This is a genomic window from Fulverythrobacter fulvus, assembly GCF_037154085.1.
GTDB classification, from domain to species: Bacteria; Pseudomonadota; Alphaproteobacteria; order Sphingomonadales; family Sphingomonadaceae; genus Andeanibacterium; species Andeanibacterium fulvum.
Genome location: NZ_JBANRM010000003.1, coordinates 268,970 through 285,565, shown reverse-complemented (window position 1 = coordinate 285,565; position 16,596 = coordinate 268,970). Strand labels below are relative to the sequence as shown.

Annotated in this window: 11 protein-coding genes; 6 read left to right on the top strand and 5 right to left on the bottom strand. The window is 63.4% G+C overall.

Going from position 1 to position 16,596, the window contains the following annotated elements; translation table 11 throughout:
* Positions 1–13: 13 nt before the first annotated feature.
* Together WFP36_RS11070 and WFP36_RS11065 are read right to left on the bottom strand one after the other, a co-directional pair.
* Positions 14–1,624 (bottom strand): tannase/feruloyl esterase family alpha/beta hydrolase, encoded by a 1,611-nt coding sequence (locus tag WFP36_RS11070; RefSeq protein ID WP_336980506.1) that lies wholly within the window; start codon positions 1,622–1,624, stop codon positions 14–16.
* 101 nt (positions 1,625–1,725) lie between these two features.
* Positions 1,726–2,340 carry a glutathione S-transferase family protein gene (locus tag WFP36_RS11065; protein ID WP_336980505.1) on the bottom strand — a complete coding sequence of 205 codons (615 nt, stop codon included), beginning with the start codon at positions 2,338–2,340 and terminating at the stop codon, positions 1,726–1,728.
* Positions 2,341–2,639: 299 nt separating this feature from the next.
* Here WFP36_RS11065 and WFP36_RS11060 point away from each other — a divergent pair, with 299 nt between their 5' ends.
* Both WFP36_RS11060 and WFP36_RS11055 read left to right on the top strand, forming a co-directional pair.
* Positions 2,640–3,158: a MarR family winged helix-turn-helix transcriptional regulator gene (locus WFP36_RS11060; protein WP_336980503.1), complete on the top strand. Its 519-nt coding sequence runs from the start codon at positions 2,640–2,642 to the stop codon at positions 3,156–3,158.
* Positions 3,159–3,285: 127 nt separating this feature from the next.
* Positions 3,286–3,798 (top strand): hypothetical protein, encoded by a 513-nt coding sequence (locus tag WFP36_RS11055; RefSeq protein WP_336980501.1) that lies wholly within the window; start codon positions 3,286–3,288, stop codon positions 3,796–3,798.
* A gap of 153 nt (positions 3,799–3,951) precedes the next feature.
* Here the strand turns inward: WFP36_RS11055 and WFP36_RS11050 are convergent, their stop codons facing one another.
* Positions 3,952–7,023, bottom strand: a complete 3,072-nt coding sequence (locus WFP36_RS11050; RefSeq protein WP_336980499.1) for a TonB-dependent receptor domain-containing protein — start codon at positions 7,021–7,023, stop codon at positions 3,952–3,954.
* 508 nt (positions 7,024–7,531) lie between these two features.
* Here WFP36_RS11050 and WFP36_RS11045 point away from each other — a divergent pair.
* Positions 7,532–8,911, top strand: coding sequence for a spinster family MFS transporter (locus tag WFP36_RS11045; protein ID WP_336980497.1), 1,380 nt, complete (start codon positions 7,532–7,534; stop codon positions 8,909–8,911).
* Between the two features lie 36 nt (positions 8,912–8,947).
* Here the strand turns inward: WFP36_RS11045 and WFP36_RS11040 are convergent, their stop codons facing one another.
* A complete protein-coding gene (locus WFP36_RS11040) occupies positions 8,948–11,317 on the bottom strand; it encodes a serine/threonine protein kinase (RefSeq protein WP_336980495.1) in 2,370 nt (789 codons plus the stop codon).
* 99 nt (positions 11,318–11,416) lie between these two features.
* Here WFP36_RS11040 and WFP36_RS11035 point away from each other — a divergent pair, with 99 nt between their 5' ends.
* Both WFP36_RS11035 and WFP36_RS11030 read left to right on the top strand, forming a co-directional pair.
* Positions 11,417–12,136 carry a PP2C family protein-serine/threonine phosphatase gene (locus WFP36_RS11035; RefSeq protein WP_336980493.1) on the top strand — a complete coding sequence of 240 codons (720 nt, stop codon included), beginning with the start codon at positions 11,417–11,419 and terminating at the stop codon, positions 12,134–12,136.
* A 271-nt stretch (positions 12,137–12,407) separates the two neighbouring features.
* Positions 12,408–13,400, top strand: coding sequence for a TIR domain-containing protein (locus WFP36_RS11030; protein ID WP_336980491.1), 993 nt, complete (start codon positions 12,408–12,410; stop codon positions 13,398–13,400).
* Positions 13,401–13,714: 314 nt separating this feature from the next.
* Here the strand turns inward: WFP36_RS11030 and WFP36_RS11025 are convergent, their stop codons facing one another.
* Positions 13,715–15,403, bottom strand: coding sequence for a DUF4231 domain-containing protein (locus WFP36_RS11025; protein WP_336980489.1), 1,689 nt, complete (start codon positions 15,401–15,403; stop codon positions 13,715–13,717).
* A 210-nt stretch (positions 15,404–15,613) separates the two neighbouring features.
* On the opposite strand from WFP36_RS11025, the gene WFP36_RS11020 reads away from it, so the two are divergent.
* Positions 15,614–16,573: a nuclear transport factor 2 family protein gene (locus tag WFP36_RS11020; protein WP_336980487.1), complete on the top strand. Its 960-nt coding sequence runs from the start codon at positions 15,614–15,616 to the stop codon at positions 16,571–16,573.
* Positions 16,574–16,596: the final 23 nt, after the last annotated feature.

Sequence of the window (16,596 nt, the reverse complement as noted above, 5' to 3'; positions counted from 1 at the left end):
CTTTCATTCATTCTCAGGCCTGCGGGGCTGCCTTGCAGTCGAAGTTCTTTGCATCCGCCTTGTCGCCGGAGCCCTTGTAGGTCGGCACCAGCGGATAGGGGCAGAGCGGACGGGTCATCGGCGGCAGGGCCGGAGCGGCCGGACCGGGGCCCATTGCCGGGGCGGCGACGCGCGAGGCGATAATGCGGCGCGGAGCCTTCCCACTGGTTGCCCAATCGTCGATCACGCCCAGCGTATCGAAGGAGGAAGGCCCTTCGCCGCCGGAGCAGTGATCCATGCCGGGGGCCATGAACAGGCGGACCTGATCCTTCGCCTGATCGGCCGGCAGGACGCGATAGAGAGAGCTGAAGAATTCCACCGTGTTGTTGGCGGGGATCAGTCCGTCGGACCAGCCATGGCTGAGCAGCAGCTTGCCGCCGCGCGCGAAGAAGGGACGCAAATCCGCCGGCGTGACGTCGAGGATATCCTTGCCGTAGAAATGTGCGCGGCTGGAATCCGCGCCATAATCGAAGCTGCGCCAGTCCCAGTTCGGCCGGTCCGCAAAGACCAGCATGCTCATATAGGTGAGTGCCACGGGGAAGGGCGCATCGCCGCCCGTCAGCGCGGCAAGCTGCAGTTCCGATCCGCGCGGCCAGCCGGGGAACAGGATCTGGCCGGAACGCGGTTCCTTCACGCCTTCATAGATGGCGCGCATGGCAGTAACCTGATCGGCATTGAGGCAGCTGTCGCCCGCGCCGGACGTGCACAGCAGTTCGGCGGGATCGAATGTGCAGGCGTCGGGGCGCGAGATCAGCCCGTCTTCCAGCCCGTCCAGCTTGTCGCACTGCGCAACCGCTGCCTTGTGCGTGAGAGACAGCGCCTGCGGCGTCAGCTTCGACTTGGGCGTGCGTTGCGACTGGAAGCCGGCCCACATCGACTGGGTCATCAACTGCGTCATCGGATTGGCAGGCGCCATGGCCGAGATCGCGTCGTAATCCTCAGGGTAGCGGAAGGCTGCCATCAGGCCCTGACGGCCGCCCGTGGAGCAGCTGTTCCAATAGGAGAAGCTAGGCCCCTTGCCGTAGAAATCCTTGATTGCGGCCTTGGCCGTCACGGTCATGCCGTGCACGGCGCGGTGACCGAAATCGATCAGCTTCTGCGTATGGCCGATGGCCCATTCGGCAGTCAGGCCGCTGCCCGTATGGCCGGTATCGGTCGTGGCCACGGCATAACCGCGCGAGAGCGGATCGCCGAGCTGGGAATAGCTGAGCTGGCCTGCCCAGATGCCATTGCCGATGCCCACGAACTTGCCGTTCCAGCCGCTGGCCGGCAGCCACACTTCCACCTTGATGTCGGAATCCGCAGTCGGGGTAAGCGTTGCCTGTACCCGGCAGAAGGCAGGCAGGTTCTTGTAGGCGGCATTGGCAACGCCCGGAGGCGGGCCGAAGGGGGCGGCCGGCTGTTCGAAGGCGCCGGGCGCGACGAGCTGAGCGGAAGTGACGGTGCCCTTGTCGAGCTTGAGCCCCACCAGTTCGCCGCAATCCTTGGCGGCGGCCGGACTGGCGGCTGCCAGCGCGGTGATGCTGGCCGCGATGCCCAGCGCCATGCGCGTTTCCCTGCGATACTTCGCCTGCTTGTGCCCCATTTGCCTAACTCCCCCTTGAGACTTCGAATCCGGCTCGAGTCGATGCGCCCTTGAACCCCGGCAGGCCGCGCGATGCAAGGCCTGCCGGTGCATTGCGAAGCTTACTTGGCAATCGCGCGCTGATAGGCCGGGCGGGCTTTCAGCCGTTCGACATAGGCGGCAACCTTGTCGGACAGCATGTCGCCCATGTCCAGCATCTGGGCGACCATCAGCGGGTAGCCGACCGAGATGTCGGCGATGGTGAACTTGTCGCCCATGATCCACTCGCGATCGTCGTCCATATGGGCGTTCAGCAGGGCCAGGCGGCGGCCGAAGGCGGCCTTGAGATCGCGGACGCTGAAATTGTCCTTCTCGCCTTCCGGCGCCAGCTTCACCGTGCGGAAAATGACGGACACGGCCGAGGTAAGGCTCGCTTCGCCATAATGGAGGAACTGGAGGTGGGTCGCATAATCGGCCGGCTCCGGGTTCGGGCCGACAGTGATCCCGATCGCCTGCGGCAGGCGGCGTCCGGTGATATATTGCAGGATCGCCAGGGACTCGCCCATGCGAATGCCGTCATCGTCGATTGCGGGCACGGTGCCTGCCGGATTGATCTCAAGATATTCGGGCGGCAGCGGGAAACCCAGCTTCTCGATCCGGTATTCCTCGCCCAGCTCTTCCATCAGCCAGAGCACGCGCAGCGAACGGGTGTGGGGGACGTGATAAACGGTAATCATCGTATTGCCTCTCCTCAAATCGAAGGCGCTCTACTGCGGAGAGACGGGGGAACGCAATGCGGCAGGTCGGGCAGCGGTATTTCGCTTCAATCATTAGAAATGCATGGATTAGCGAACAAATTAAGTGCCGCAGGAACGGCAGATTGCCGGGCTGCGGATTTCCAGACAGGTGTAGCAATCTGGTTCGTTTGCTAAGTACCGGGCGATAGGCACTTCCATCCATTCCGGACAGGCGTATGGGCTTGCGATGCGCGGATGGCGCGCGGCGTCGGCAGGCGAAAGGCTGGATTGGGCAGGCTATGACCTCAGATGGCGGGGCAAAGCGCAGGCGAGGGGTGAAGAGCAGCTTCACTCTCTATCGCGAAGGGCGATCCACGCCGGAAATCCGGCTGACCGTGCATATGGTGCTGACCGCGCGGCGCTGGCGTTCCCTGCTCGACGAGAAACTGCGTCCGATCGATCAAAGCTCGGCCAGAATGGAGGCGATGTCCGCCATCCTCAATTCCCCGCCGCTCAGCCCGCAGGTGGATATTGCGCGGCGTCTGCGGATCGAAGGGCCCACGCTCACTCGCATGCTGGATTCGCTCGAGAAGGACAGCTTGGTGGAGCGCCTGCCCGATCCCAATGACCGGCGTACCAACCAGTTGCGGCTGACCGGCAATGGCGAGGCCGAACTGGCGAAGATTTTCGCCATATCCGATGCGATGCGCGCGCGGCTGCTCGATGGGTTCACCGATGAGCAGATCCTGCAGGTCAATGCGGTTCTGGAAGTGCTGCTGGCCCGGCTCGACGCCGGCTTGCCCGAGACCGAGGACTAGGTTGCCTGCCGGGCCTTGCACCGGGTTCCTCTCCTGCTAATAATTAGCAAGCGATTTAATTTCGGCGCCGGCGCCTCATGGTGCGTGCATGCCGAAATGTCGCCGGGTTCCGGGGAGGAGAGAACATATGGGCAAATTGCATGTCGTGGCGCTGGGCGGCTGCGCCCTGCTGGCGGCCGGGACGGCACTGGCGCAGGGAGCAGGGGTGGATCCGGCCGCGAACTGGCAGGAGATTGCCCGCTGCGCCGGGGAAGATCGCAGCGCCGGGCGCCACGCCTGCATGGACGAGGTACTCCGCCGCGCAGGGCTGCTCGATCCGCAGCGGGAAGTGACCGAACAGCGCGAAACCTTCGGCCAGCGCCCCGCTAAGGAAAAGCCGCAAGCGGTAGCCGAAGCACCCCGCACCGTCTCACCCGGCAAGCTGGAAGAAGTGAAGGGCCAGGTCGCCTTCGCAAAGCTGGTGGGCAAGGGCAGCCTGCTCGTCGTCACTGCCGAAGGCGCGGTCTGGCGGCAGACCTCTTCCGAGACGATCCGCAGCGTGCCGGATGCGGGAACGGAATTTGCGGCCATGAAGGCTTCGATGGGCGGTTATCGCTGCAAGGTCGGACGCACCACCTATCGTTGCGAACGGCTCGATTGACGCGACTTGCGTGAACTATGCAAAGAAGAGGCCCCGCAATGTGCATTGCGGGGCCTCAGTGCGTGGGAGGTCAATGCCTGAGCAAGCAGTGAGTGGCTTGCCCAGCCTCTCCACGGCCGCCCTGCCGCAGGGGCAGGGCGGGTGGGATCAAGATCAGAGCGAGGCCTTGATGCCGAGGTAGAAGCGGCGGCCGAGAATGTCGTACACGCTCGCATCGGTCGTGCCGGAAGCGGAATTTCCGCCCGGAACGGCGCCCACGGCAGGCGGCTCCTGGTCGAACAGGTTTTCCACCCCGAAGCGCAGCGAGAGCGCGTCGTTCACCTTCACGCGGCCCGCCAGATCGAAGATGTCGTAGCTCTTGACCGGGATCGAGCCCGTTGCGGTCGGCTGGATCTCGGGCCGGTGGCGCCAGCTGAGCGACAGGCTCCCCAGACCGAAATCGTAACCCAGGGTGGTATTCAGTCGCCAGTCGAACTGCGCGCCGAAGCCATTGGTGCCCTTGTAATGGGTGACCGAACCGCCCGGCACAGCCTGCACGTCGAACTTCTCGAGCCAGTTGAAGGACAGGTTGAGAAACACCGAACCCTCCTCGCCGATGCCCGGAGCGGGGACCCGCCAGTCGAGCGAAGCGTCGATGCCGGATGTCGCGAGCATGCCGAGGTTCTGGTATTCCGCCGTGGTCGACAGCCAGAAACCGGTCGTGGAGTCACGATTGATGAGCTGGCAATACTGGTTGTTCGCATCGTAGGTCGGGTTGCTGGCCCCGTCCTTGTTGAAGCATTGTTCATACACGAACTGGGTCGAGGCAGACTGGATCGCCCCATCAACGCGGATATTGTAATAGTCGACCGAGAGGCTGAGATTGCGCAGCCATTCCGACGTCGTAGGCGCGCGAACAACGCCGCCCAGCGTCCATGTCTTGGCGGTTTCCGACTTCACATCGGGGTTGCCCACCACATAGTCGCGTCCGAGTACGAACAGGCGCGGCTGGTTACCGACATAGGAATCGTTGATCACGTTCGTCGTGCCCGCAATCGCGTTGCACAACGCCTGCACCTTCGCCCGGTCCGGATTGCGCGCGACATTGCCGTAATCCGCCAGGGTAAGGTTGGAGCATGGATCGTGATCCGCCCAGCCGACGGTCTGGTAAGTGCCGGGCTGGAACAGTTCGGCGATGTTCGGCGCGCGGTTGGCATATTGATAGCCGCCACGCAGCTTCAACCAGTCCACGACCTGCCAATCGGCCGTGGTCTTCCAGGTCGTGACGCCGCCGGCCGTGTTGTAATCCGAATAGCGGATACCGGCATTGAGCGTCAGTTCCTGAATGCCCGGTACGTCGGACAACACCGGAACCAGGACTTCGCCGTAAATCTCCTTCACGTCGATCGAGCCGCTCGCCGGCAGCACGCTGAACACGCCGGTGGTGAGCGAGGTCAGATTGTCGCTGCGGAAGGCTGCGTCGGGCGAGTAGTCGTAATCGTTCTCGCGATAGGCGGCGCCAATTGCTGCGCGGACGTCGCCCGCCGGAAGGGCGAAGAGCGAGCCTTGGAAGTTCGCTTCCACCTGATCCTGCGTCAGCCAGGTCAGTGTGTGCAGGTCGGGTGAAATGAGGTCGTGGCAATCGTCCGAAACGGCAGTCACCGTGAAGGGATTGAGGCCACTGGTGCACTTTGCATCAAGGCCCACGCGAGGATTGTAGAAGGTGGAGTTCGCGCCGTAATTCGGCAGCGATACCAGCTTCTGCGCCTGACTGAGGACGACGAAGTTCTCATAGGTCGTCTCCTGCCCGGTGCGACCGTGCGAGGCGAAGATATCGAAGGTCCAGTCCGAGAAGGGCAGATTGCCGCGGGCGCCCACCAGCACTTCGTAAGTGGTCAGCGTCGTCTTCAGCTTTTGCGGGCCGAGATAGGTCGCGGGCCAGTTAAGTTCCCACGGCCCGTTCGGATTGGGGCGGCTGCGCAGGACATCGCACAGGTCCTGCGGGACCGGATGGCCCACCGCCGCGCCGCAGGTCGCCGCATCGAAAGTCACGCCGATGCCCCACTGATCCGCCACGCTGGAATAGGTGGACTGGGTTTCCACATCCGACTGGTTGAACAGCCCTTGGACGTAGAGGGTGATGTCGTCGGTCACGTCGTAATAGGCGTGGCCGAACAGCGAATAGCGCCGCATTGGGATCGAGGCATAGGCCGTCGAGATGTTGGGCGCGAGCGAACCGTTCGCCAGCAGGCGCGTATCCGGATAGGCCGTGCCCTTGTAATTGACGGCGGGCTTACCGGAAATCTTGCCGGGAGCCGTGCTGAACAAAGTGCCGTCCGAATTGAAGAACAGATCGGTATTGGCGCCGGTCGGCACGTCTCCAGCGGCATAGCCGTATTTCTGGAACACGGCGTCGATTGCCGCCTGGGTGGGGTAATTGTTCGTGCTGCCGTAATCGAAAGTGACCAGGTTGGCAGTCGGAAACAGGGTGTAGCCGGGGAAGAGCGGGAAAGTGCCGCCGCCGGTGAAGTTGGGGTCCCTCAGCGAGCGTTCGAAGAAGGGAATGTCCTGTTCGTACACTTCGCGGCGGTCGGAGAAGTTGACGCCCAGGATCGCATTGCCGCGATCATCCGCGAAGTTCGAACCTACAAGGGCGGAAACGTCCCACGTGCCGCCATCGCCGCGTTCCGTGATGCCGTATTGGGTGTCGATGTCGATGCCCGAGAAGTTCCGCTTGAGCTGGAAGTTCACCACACCGGCCACGGCATCCGCGCCATAGGTGGAGGCGGCGCCGCCGGTGATGACTTCCACTCCCGAAATGGCCGCCTTCGGGATGACGTTCGTGTCGACCACCATGGTCGCGTTGGCGGGTTGGACCCGGCGCCCGTCCAGCAGCACGAGCGTGCGGTTGGAGCCAAGGCCGCGCAGGTTGACCGTGGCGATGCCCGGGCTGTTGGTGGGCAATTGCTGCACGTCGCGCGAACTGACCTGCGCGCCGGCGCCGCCGGTGAATTGCGGCAGTTCCTTGAGCTGTTCGTCCAGCGAGACCGAGCCGGAATCCTCGAGCATTTCGGGTGCGATCGTGACGATGGGCGAATCCGAGTCATAATCCCGCCGCACGATGCGCGAGCCGGTCACGACGATAGCCTGATCGTCATATTGTGCGGCGGTCGCCTGTGCAGTGGCCCCGTTCTGGCCCTGATCCTGGGCCTGTGCCGAGGTGGCACTCACGGCGATGGCAATCACGCTGGAACACGCAAATATATTCTGGCCAAGCCTGGCCAGGGAACGTCCCTTCAACATCTCATCCTCCCAAATCTTCCCCGAGGTCTCGGCCGGTCCGTTTGACCGTGTTCCGAAAGCGCCCTGGCACTGCGTTTTGTTTAGTGGTTGCGCGAAATCACACGGCCGCCCACGTGGTGGCCGTCGTTGTTGCGGCAAGTGTCCGCCTGCCGACGGGTTGAAGCAGGCTATGGCGACGAGACTCCGCCAGCGCCCGTTTCACCGGATGCAGCGCGCGCAGCAGCCCGGATCGGGCACCGCCCGACAAGGACATAATACTTATCTAGCTAACGAATGCAACACTAGCAGATAGTGATAAAATCATTAGCTAGAGATTGACTTTGTCCGCCTCTGGCCACGCATGAGGCGATCCAATAGATATCTAATAATTTGCTTGCTTAATATATTCGGGGCGAGATAGCCCTCTTCGCCATTGCCGAAGACGATCTCCGTCAGAACAGGGGCGCAGGCCATGGAAGAGGATAGAAAAGCGCCGGAATACGGTGCGTTACAAGGCGGGGTGCGGTCGCCTTACCCCAAGGCAGCCGTGGCTTGGTATGCTATCGCGATGCTAGGCCTGATCAACGCACTGGACAGCATCGATCGCGGAATTCTCTCGCTGTTGATCCAGCCGATAAAGCGGGATCTTGGCCTGTCCGACACGGAGATCGGCCTGCTCAGCGGGATCGCCTTTTCCGGGGTCTATGCCATGGTCGGGCTGCCGCTCTCGCGCCTTGCGGATACACGCAACCGCAAGTTGATCCTGTCCTTCGGCATCACCCTCTGGAGCGCGGCCACCGCCTTGGGTTCGCTCGCCCAGAATTTCTGGCATCTCTTCCTGTCGCGCGCTGGCACCGGGGCAGGCGAATCGCTCAAGGGCCCCAATGCGCTGTCGATGATCTCGGACCTTGTCCCTCGCGAGAAACTGGCGCGGGCCATGTCGCTCTATTCCATGGGCATCGTGGGCGGGATGGCGTTTTCGCTCATTGCGGGCGGCATGCTGCTCGGCCATTTCGAGGGCAGGGACATTGCCGGCCCTTTCGGCATATTGTTCCGCGACTGGCAGATCGTGCTGCTGCTGGTGGGCTCCCCCGGAATCGTCGTGGCGCTGATATTCCTTCTCACCGTCAGGGAGCCTGCACGGCGCGGGCGCAGAAGCGCGGACAAGCCGCCGCTGCTGGAAGTGTTGCGCTTCATTCGTGGCAATTTCCGTTTCTTCGGCTTCTTTCTGGCCGGCGTGGCACTGCTGCAGATCGAACTGACCGGGCTGCTCCACTGGCGTATTCCGTTCTACGAGCGCACCTATGGCTGGGGACCGGCGACGGCCGGACCATTGATGGGCACGATCTCTCTGGTGACTACCCCGGTCGGCCTCGCCATCGGGGCATGGCTGGGTGAGCGGTTGGCCCGGCGCGGCGATCCCGGCGCGATGCTGCGCCTGTCGCTGATCGGGCTGACCTCCGCCCTGCCATTCGCCGTGGTCCAGCCGCTCATGCCCACGCCGCAACTGGCGATGGCCTGCTCGGCCGTGTCGCTGCTCTGTTCGAGCATTGCCTCACCGGGCTATGTGGCGGCGATCCAGGTCGTGACGCCCAACGAGTTCCGTGGCCAGGTGAACGCGATCTACCTGTTCATGATCAGTGTGGTCGGATCGGCCATCGCGCCGCTCGCCGTGTCGCTCATCACCGACTACGTCTTCGGGGACGAAGCCATGCTGCGTTATTCGATGGTGACGATTGCGATCATCTTCGGCACGGCAGGCCTTGCGATGAAATATCTCTCGCTGCGCCCCTATTGCGCCATGGTCAGCCGGATCATGGAGGAAGAGCGCCAAGCGGGCAGGGCTCCGTGATGAACCGCCGCCCGCCTAACTGCCTGTAAACGCGCGTCAGTCGGCCGCCTTGGAGCCGGAGAGAAGCTGCGAGAGATAGGACTTCGTCTGGTTCGCCTGGCTGATAAGCTGATCGGCTTCCGCCTTCGTCCGGGCGCCCCGCATCGAATTGGTGAGCGTGTCGAGATATTTCTCGTAATCGCGCGCCGTGTTGGCATTGGCCTGACGGGTGCGATAGCCGTCCTTCTGCGCGTCCGTGGCATTGGCGCCCGGCTTGTTGCGGTCGCCAAGGCGGATGACCTGCTTTGAGATGTCCTTCGCACTGTCGACCACGGATTTGAGCTGGCGTTTTTGCGCATCGGTGGCCGCTTCGCCCCGGCCTGCGGGCTGGGCTGCCGTAGTGGCGGCGGCGGGTTGCGCCGTTTCGGCTGCACTGCTTGCGGAGTTTTGCGACGCGGTGCTCTGAGTTTCGCCCGTGCTGGCGGCAGAGGCGGATTCCGACGAACCGTCCTTGGTGCGATAGGCCCGGCCGATCAGAGCGTTATAGGCGCTGTTACGGGCGAGCGCCTGGCGGGCCAGCGTCAGTGCCTGCGCCGTATCTGTCGCCTTGGAGGAGGCCGCAGCAGCCCCCCTTATGTCGCCCAATGCCCTGCGAATATCCGCTGCGACTTTCTGCCGTTCGGCCGTCGCCCCGGCGGCTGCGCCGGGACTGCGCGGATTGGCCCAGGGAAGGTCAGCCGCGAGGCGGCGGGCCCGGCCATCGGCATCGGCTACCAACGCGGCGCCGAACTGGCTGGCGGCGGTGCGCGCCACCTTGCCCATTTCGTCTTCCTTGGCCTTGGCCGCATCGCCGGTAAGCTTCTGCCGCTCGGCATCGAGTGTCGCAAGCAGCGGGCCCGCATCGACCAGGCCCTTCAGCGCGGCGGCAGGGGCGCGCAGGCGGCGAGCATCGTTCAGCAATGCCTGAACCGCTTCTCCGATACCGCTTGCGTCCTCGATACTGACTGCTTCCACCACCTCTTCGGTAGGCAGGGCATCGCCGGTCAGCAGCGCCTCGTCCGTCTGGCTCGCAGTGTCACCGCTGGACAGATACCAGCCGCCGGCTGCGGCCAGCACCAGTGCCAGTGCGCCGCCGCCAATGATGGCAGGGTTCAGCTTCTTGGCAGGGCCGGACGTCGCGGCAGGGGCAGTGGGCTTCTTCGGAGGCGTGGCCGCACTCTCCGCCTTCGCGGCTGGCTTTGCCTCCGCTGTCTTTTCGGCCTTGTCCGACTTTCCAGGCGCCGGTGCTTCGGCCTTGGCTTCCACCGGCGGCGGCGGGACCTCGGCCACCTTCTTGCCTGCGCTGGTGTCCTGACCGGCGCGTTTGAAGCTGACGTCCTTCGGATCGTCGGGAACCGCGATATCGACCTGCTCCACCTTGGCGACGCCTTCGGCCGGCGGGTCTACCGGCACCAGTTCCTCCGGCGCGGAAACGAAGGCAGACACGCGGGTTGCGTCCTCGTCTTCCTCGTCCGGCGCGGGGGTGGGCAGGGGAGCGTCTTCGCCCCGGTCGAACAGTTCGAGCCATTGCGAGATCGACTGGGGGCGTTCGCTGGGCTTGATCGTCATCGCGGCATCGACCGCGCGCAGGAAGCCCTTGCTGTAGCCGGGCCAGTTACTATCGGCGAGCGGCTTGCCGAGCCCGCCATGCATGCGCTCAAGCACTTCGGGCGGCTTCTCGCCGGTGATGCATTCGTAAAGCACCACGCCCAGCGCGTAGATATCGGTCCACGGGCCCTGATCGTAGGTCTTCACATATTGTTCGATCGCCGCATAGGGCGGGGTGTGGAAGGTGACCTTGGTGCTGGTCGCTTCCCCGGATTCGAAGCGTGCGGAGCCGAAATCGATCAGCACCGGGCGCCCATCGTCGTTCACCAGGATGTTCGGCGGCTTGATGTCGCGGTGGAGCACGCCCACGCGATGTGCACGCTCAAGCCCTTCGGCGATCGGGCGGATCAGCGCGGTCAGGCTCTGTTCGTTGAACTGGGTGCCCTGCTTCAGCAGTCTGGAGAGCGAGACGCCATCCTCGAAATCCATCACCATGTAGGCGGTGCCGTGAATCTCGAAGAGGCTGCGCACGCTCACGATATTGGGGTGGCGCGTGGGGGTGGAGAGGTTCCACAGCAGCTTGGCCTCTTCCACGAACTTCTTGAGGCCCAGAGCGTGCACTTCTTCGGCGTCGGAATCGATGGGAACGACAGTCGCGTCCTCGTCCCGCTCGCTGATCGAACTGGGGAAGTATTCCTTGATGGCGACGAGTTCGTCGAAATAGATGCCCCGGCCCTTGTAGACGATACCGAAGCCGCCCACGCCAAGGACCTGTTCCAGGCGCCATTCGCGCAAGATCGTGCCAGCGGGCAGCGCCTTGTTGCTATAGGCCTTGCTCATTGATGACTTCCCGTGCTCTAAATGTTGCGCCGCAACGGAAATTGCACGATCCATTGCAAATATCCAGCCTTTAGGCGGGACCTGTGTAAGGAATAAGTAATGGGTTTCGAATGCGCGTTACGAACCCATGTTGGGCTGCGCAGGAAGCTGAATGAGGATTCCTTTGCCAGCTATCCCGACAAGGGAATCTGGGTGGTCGCCGATGGCATGGGCGGGCATGAGGCGGGCGAAGTTGCCAGCGCCAAGGTTGTCGAGGCAATTTCCGGCCTTGGGCCGACACCGGACCCCGAGGCGCTGACGACGCAGGCCGTCGCCGCGCTGAAGCGAGCCAACAGCTATCTGATCGATCTTGCCCATCAGGGCATGGAACCGCGCACCATCGGCAGCACGGTGGTGGGGCTGGCCCTGGGCAATGGCCAATATTGCTGCTTCTGGGCGGGGGACAGCCGAGCCTATCGTTATCGCGACGGGACTATCGTGCAGATCACGCGCGATCACAGCCTGGTGCAGGATTTGGTCGCGGCCGGGATGCTCGACCCGAACGATGCCGAAAAGCACCCCAATTCCAACGTCATTACCCGGGCAGTCGGGGCGGCGGAAGAATTGCATGTCGAGACCAAGGGCGGTGTCGCATTTCCGGGGGACATCTTCCTGCTCGCCAGTGACGGGCTGACGCGCATGGTCAGCCAAGTGGAAATCCTCGCCGCACTCTATTCCAAGCCGATCGAGCAAGCCGCTGATTCGCTGCTGGAAATGGTGCTGGCGCGCGGCGCGCCCGACAATGTGACGATAGTGATCGTCAGGGTGAAGTCAGCCTGATTTCTGGGCGATAAAACCCGCGCGTTTCCGGGATTTTCACGGTGAATGCGGGATTTGTGTCAATGATCTTTTGCACTTGCGAATGAAAGGTCTTGAGATATCTTCCCGCCCCAATCGTGACTTGGGCTTCGGGGGGAGTCGGGCGCGTTTCAAGAACAGATAGTCGCTGCGCCGTTTTTCTTTTGAACGATGGGCAGCGTCGCGGTGGGGATCGCAGAAATGCCAACATGCCCGGGGAATGTCCTCAGGCTGTTCCGGTTGGAGTGTCGAGTTGCACGGACAGGACATCTTCATTTCCTACGCGCGGGATGATCAGGGGACCGCGCAGAAATTCGCCGAAGCTTTCGGGAAAGAAGGCTTTTCGGTGTGGTGGGACGCTGCGCTCCATTCGGGCGAAACCTTCGACGAGATAATCGAGCAGGAACTGCGCGCGGCCAAGGCCGTGGTGGTTCTGTGGTCGCCGCGTTCGGTCATTTCCCGCTGGGTGCGCGCCGAAGCGACGCTGGCGGACCGGAACCGCACGCTGGCGCCCGTGATTATCGAGCCCTGTAATCGCCCGATCATCTTCGAACTTACCCATACGGCGGATCTCTGCCACTGGGATGGCGATGTTGCGGACGATCACTGGAAGGTGTTCGTCAAGGACGTGCGGCGCCTGGTGGCCAATGGGCGTGCGGCCGATGCCGCCGCCGGTCTGCCTCCGCCGCCTCCGCCTCAGCCGGTCGCCACCCGGCCGGCTCCGCCGCCGTTGCGATCGGCGGTCGCGACCGCGCAGGCGGACGGCGCTTCAAACGTCAAGATGGACAGCCTGCTTTCGGCCGTGGCCGCGCTTCAGGAAGCGATCATGAAGCAGGGCGGCACTCAGGCTGCCGCCGCGATTGAGGAGCCTGAGGAAGAATACGAGGCGACGCAGTTCTACACCCAGTCAGACGAATTCGCGCTGATGGGCAGTGATGAATTGCACTGTCTCGAGGTTTCGGCAGGCGATGGCGAGACGAAGCGCTACATCGTGGGGCCGCTGGGCATCAAGATCGGCCGGGTCGCGCCCGCCGATGTGGTGCTGGCCGATTCAAAGGTCTCCCGCTCCCACTGCACGGTCGAATTGAAGGAAAACGACTTGTTCGTTTCCGATCTCAATTCCACCAACGGGACCTATGTGGATGGCCAGCGCGTGATGGGCGCGGCCGTGCTTCCGGTCGGCTCGGTGCTGACCGTGGGCCATTACACGCTGGTCCACGAAGTGCGCACCCGCGCGGAGGTCTGAGCGGGCGGAGACTTGGCTGCCAGCGAGTTGGCGGCCAAGGACGCGCGCCGGAAAACACTTTCCTACACGCCCCCAAATGGGGTTTATCCTGTGCGATGAACAACCTCGCACCCGACCCGCTTCGCACTTCCTTAGCCTGTCACGATCCCGCTTGCCGGAACGCGCAAGGCCTGCACGAAAACCCGAAACCGAAGGTGACACTCCGGCCCGCGTCAAACGTGGAAAAACGGCTGGAAACCGGGCCTCGCAAGGGCGGGGCCCTGCAAACGAAACACGGTGTTTTCCTGCCCGAAAGGGTGACACCTCCTTGCGAACTAGCCCGGGATCGTCAGTCGCCGTCCTTCCGCCAGCAGGCGCCATGCGGCCACGTCGCTCAGCATGATGTCCGCCGCGCGGCGGGCGAATTCCTGCAGGCTGGCCGAAGTCTGCGGGCTGGCTTCCCAGTGCTTGAGCAGGGCGTTGAGGCCCAGCGAAATCTGGTGCGCGCGCCCGGCGATGCCTTCGAAATCCAGGATCACTCGGATGCCGTAGCTCGCCGTGGCGACTGCCGGAAGGCCGGCTGTGATAGTGGTGAGGACGTATTTCAGGTCCGTCGCGATATGTTCGGCGGTGAAATAGAGGATCAGCCAGCCCACCGAGGAGGCGAGCACGGCCGCGAACAGCACTTCGCCGAACCGCTCGATACGATGGGCCGCCAGATGCATCCGGTGCGAGGTGCTCTCGTTCCAGTTTGCCTGGCTCGTCACTTCGGTGATCAGCGGCTCCGCGGCGGTGAGTGTGTGGGAGAGGTCGACCGATTCCATGCCGCAGCTGCGCGCGATGGCCCCGGCATACCAGCCATTGGAACCGCCTTCACCCGGATCGGCAATGCCGCGCCCGATGCCCACACTGCGCAGCATGGTGCACACGCGCAGCAGTTCGGCCACCTGGCGGGATTCCAGCCACCGTTCCTGCCAGCGCATCCGCCCGGCATGAACCGCATTGATCAGCAGCAGCAGAATCGTGACGATTTCCGCCACCACGAACAGCCATTTGTAATGTCCGCCCAGCACGCCGCTGGCCGCGAGCACGACAGCCATGGCTGCGAGCGAGAAGTTGACGATCACTGCCGAGCGGAAGGCCTGCGCCGCGCGAATGGCAGCATCGTCCCACCAGTGGAAGGCTTCGGCCAGCGCGCCTTTGGCGGGCGGATCTTCCCAGCCACCGGCGGCGCTCTTGCGGCGAAACCACGGACGTACCCCAGCCAGCTTCAGCAGCAGTGGATAGGCTTCGTGAATCAGCGGGTTTGGCGGCATCTCGGCGAGCTTGCGCCATTCCGCCTCTTCCTTCGCGTCGCCATAAGTGCCCAGCAGCGAGGCAACGATATCGGGCAGGATGTCGAGCGAATGCGTCGGCACATCCATGAAGCGCATCGGCTCGCCGTGGATCGATCCGTGAATTGTGATGGAGGAGCCGTCGGGCGGGATCACCACCACCGGCATGGCGCGCCGCGCGGCCTGGCCGATGATCTCGCGCGTGCCGCCCCGGCCGCGCCCCGGCCCGCCATCCCAGATAGCGATCAGCAGGTCGCAATTGTCGAGCAGGGTCATGCCCGCCGCCTCGTAGGAACGGGGGCGGTCTTCATCGTCCCCGTCGAGCACGATCAGCGCGGAAGCACGGCCGAGCAGGTCGTGGAATTCGGAGCGGGATTCCGCAGTCTCGAAATCCTTCTCGTATTCCGGCATCGGGAAGGGCAGGATCACTTCCAGCGTCTCGCCAAGGTCCAGCGCGGCCTCGGCCGCCATCCGGTCCGCCCCTTCGGCAATGGCCGAGACCATGCGCAGGGGATGCCGGCCAGCCTGGAACAGATGCCCGGTCGCGATATGGTCCATCGACTGCTGGATGGTCCTGAGCACTTCGTCCAGCCGGGCGCGCACGGCAGGCTTGTCCGTGATGCGGTCGGCCCGGTGGCCGGTAATGCCGACGCTGAAGCCGAGCGAAGGGGGTGGCGCGGAATTGCTCATCGGGCGGAAGTCCCGCCGGGAAGGGCTGTCGATTGCATGGTCTCAAGCTCGGCAGACTGTGCCCAGGCGGGCGGAAGATGATGACGCTTGGTTAGCATGCGCGTGGTGCAGCGCAACAACCAAGCAATCCATATGCATTGTTTGAAACAAATGACGGGGCCGTTACACAAATCCGGTACGGGAGAATCAGGAAGTCAGAGGGGATATTCCATGAAGTCCAAAATAACGATGCTGGCAGCGACGCTGCTGGCTTCTGGCATGCTCGCGGCTGCGCCCGCATCCGCGCAGATGAAGCCGCTGAGCGATCCGGTAATCGCCCATCCGGACCCGGTTTCGCTGTTCAACAGCAGCGATCCCAAGCTGCACCGGAACAAGCAGGCCGCGCTCCACATCATGAAGGAGCTGCTGCAGTGCAATCAGTGGACCCGTGCGCCTGAATGGATCACGGACCGCTATATCCAGCACAACCCTTTCGCGGCCTCGGGCCTGAAGGGCGTGATGGATTACTTCATCAACGTGGCCAAGCGTCCGGAAGACAAGGAGTGCAAGACGCTCACTTCGCCCATCGTGGCAGTGCAGGCGGAAGGCGATTACGTCACTGTGCTGACGGTGCGCGCCCTGCCCATGCCGGGCGATCCGACCAAGACCTACACCACCACCTGGTTCGATACCTGGCGCTTCGTGGACGGCAAGGCCGACCAGCACTGGGATCCCGCTAGCCTGCCTGATGCCGGGGCCCCGCCAGTCGGTAGCGTCGACGTCGAACTGCGTCAGGCGAAAGACCGCGAGGAGATCGAGGCGCTGATGTGGCGCTATGACCGCGCGCTCGACAAGTTCAATGCGGATGCCTACGCCGCCTCCTTCACGGAAGACGGCTCGTTCGGCGAGACCAAGGGCCGCGAAGCGCTGCGCAAGATGATTGCGGACTTCACCAAGGACGGAAAGGCCGCCCCGAAGCTTCAGCACGCCACCAGCAATCACTGGATCGAATTCACCGGGCCGCACACGGCCAAGATCCATTATTACTGGCAGACTTATCGTTTGAGCGAGACCGGCAAGCTGGATGATCCGCCGAAGCTGATCGCCGCGGGCAATGGAGTGGACGAAGTCGTGCGCGTCAACGGCAAGTGGCTGTTCCACAGCCGCAAGGTCGTCGCGCCTGAGGATTGATCTACGGGCAAGGCGGGAACAAG

What these genes read in the sequence shown, in the direction of transcription:
- WFP36_RS11070 (WP_336980506.1), bottom strand. Translation starts at nt 1,624, where the DNA reads ATGGGGCACAAGCAGGCGAAGTATCGCAGGGAAACGCGCATGGCGCTG.
- WFP36_RS11065 (WP_336980505.1), bottom strand. Translation starts at nt 2,340, where the DNA reads ATGATTACCGTTTATCACGTCCCCCACACCCGTTCGCTGCGCGTGCTC.
- WFP36_RS11060 (WP_336980503.1), top strand. Translation starts at nt 2,640, where the DNA reads ATGACCTCAGATGGCGGGGCAAAGCGCAGGCGAGGGGTGAAGAGCAGC.
- WFP36_RS11055 (WP_336980501.1), top strand. Translation starts at nt 3,286, where the DNA reads ATGGGCAAATTGCATGTCGTGGCGCTGGGCGGCTGCGCCCTGCTGGCG.
- WFP36_RS11045 (WP_336980497.1), top strand. Translation starts at nt 7,532, where the DNA reads ATGGAAGAGGATAGAAAAGCGCCGGAATACGGTGCGTTACAAGGCGGG.
- WFP36_RS11040 (WP_336980495.1), bottom strand. Translation starts at nt 11,317, where the DNA reads ATGAGCAAGGCCTATAGCAACAAGGCGCTGCCCGCTGGCACGATCTTG.
- WFP36_RS11035 (WP_336980493.1), top strand. Translation starts at nt 11,417, where the DNA reads ATGGGTTTCGAATGCGCGTTACGAACCCATGTTGGGCTGCGCAGGAAG.
- WFP36_RS11025 (WP_336980489.1), bottom strand. Translation starts at nt 15,403, where the DNA reads ATGAGCAATTCCGCGCCACCCCCTTCGCTCGGCTTCAGCGTCGGCATT.
- WFP36_RS11020 (WP_336980487.1), top strand. Translation starts at nt 15,614, where the DNA reads ATGAAGTCCAAAATAACGATGCTGGCAGCGACGCTGCTGGCTTCTGGC.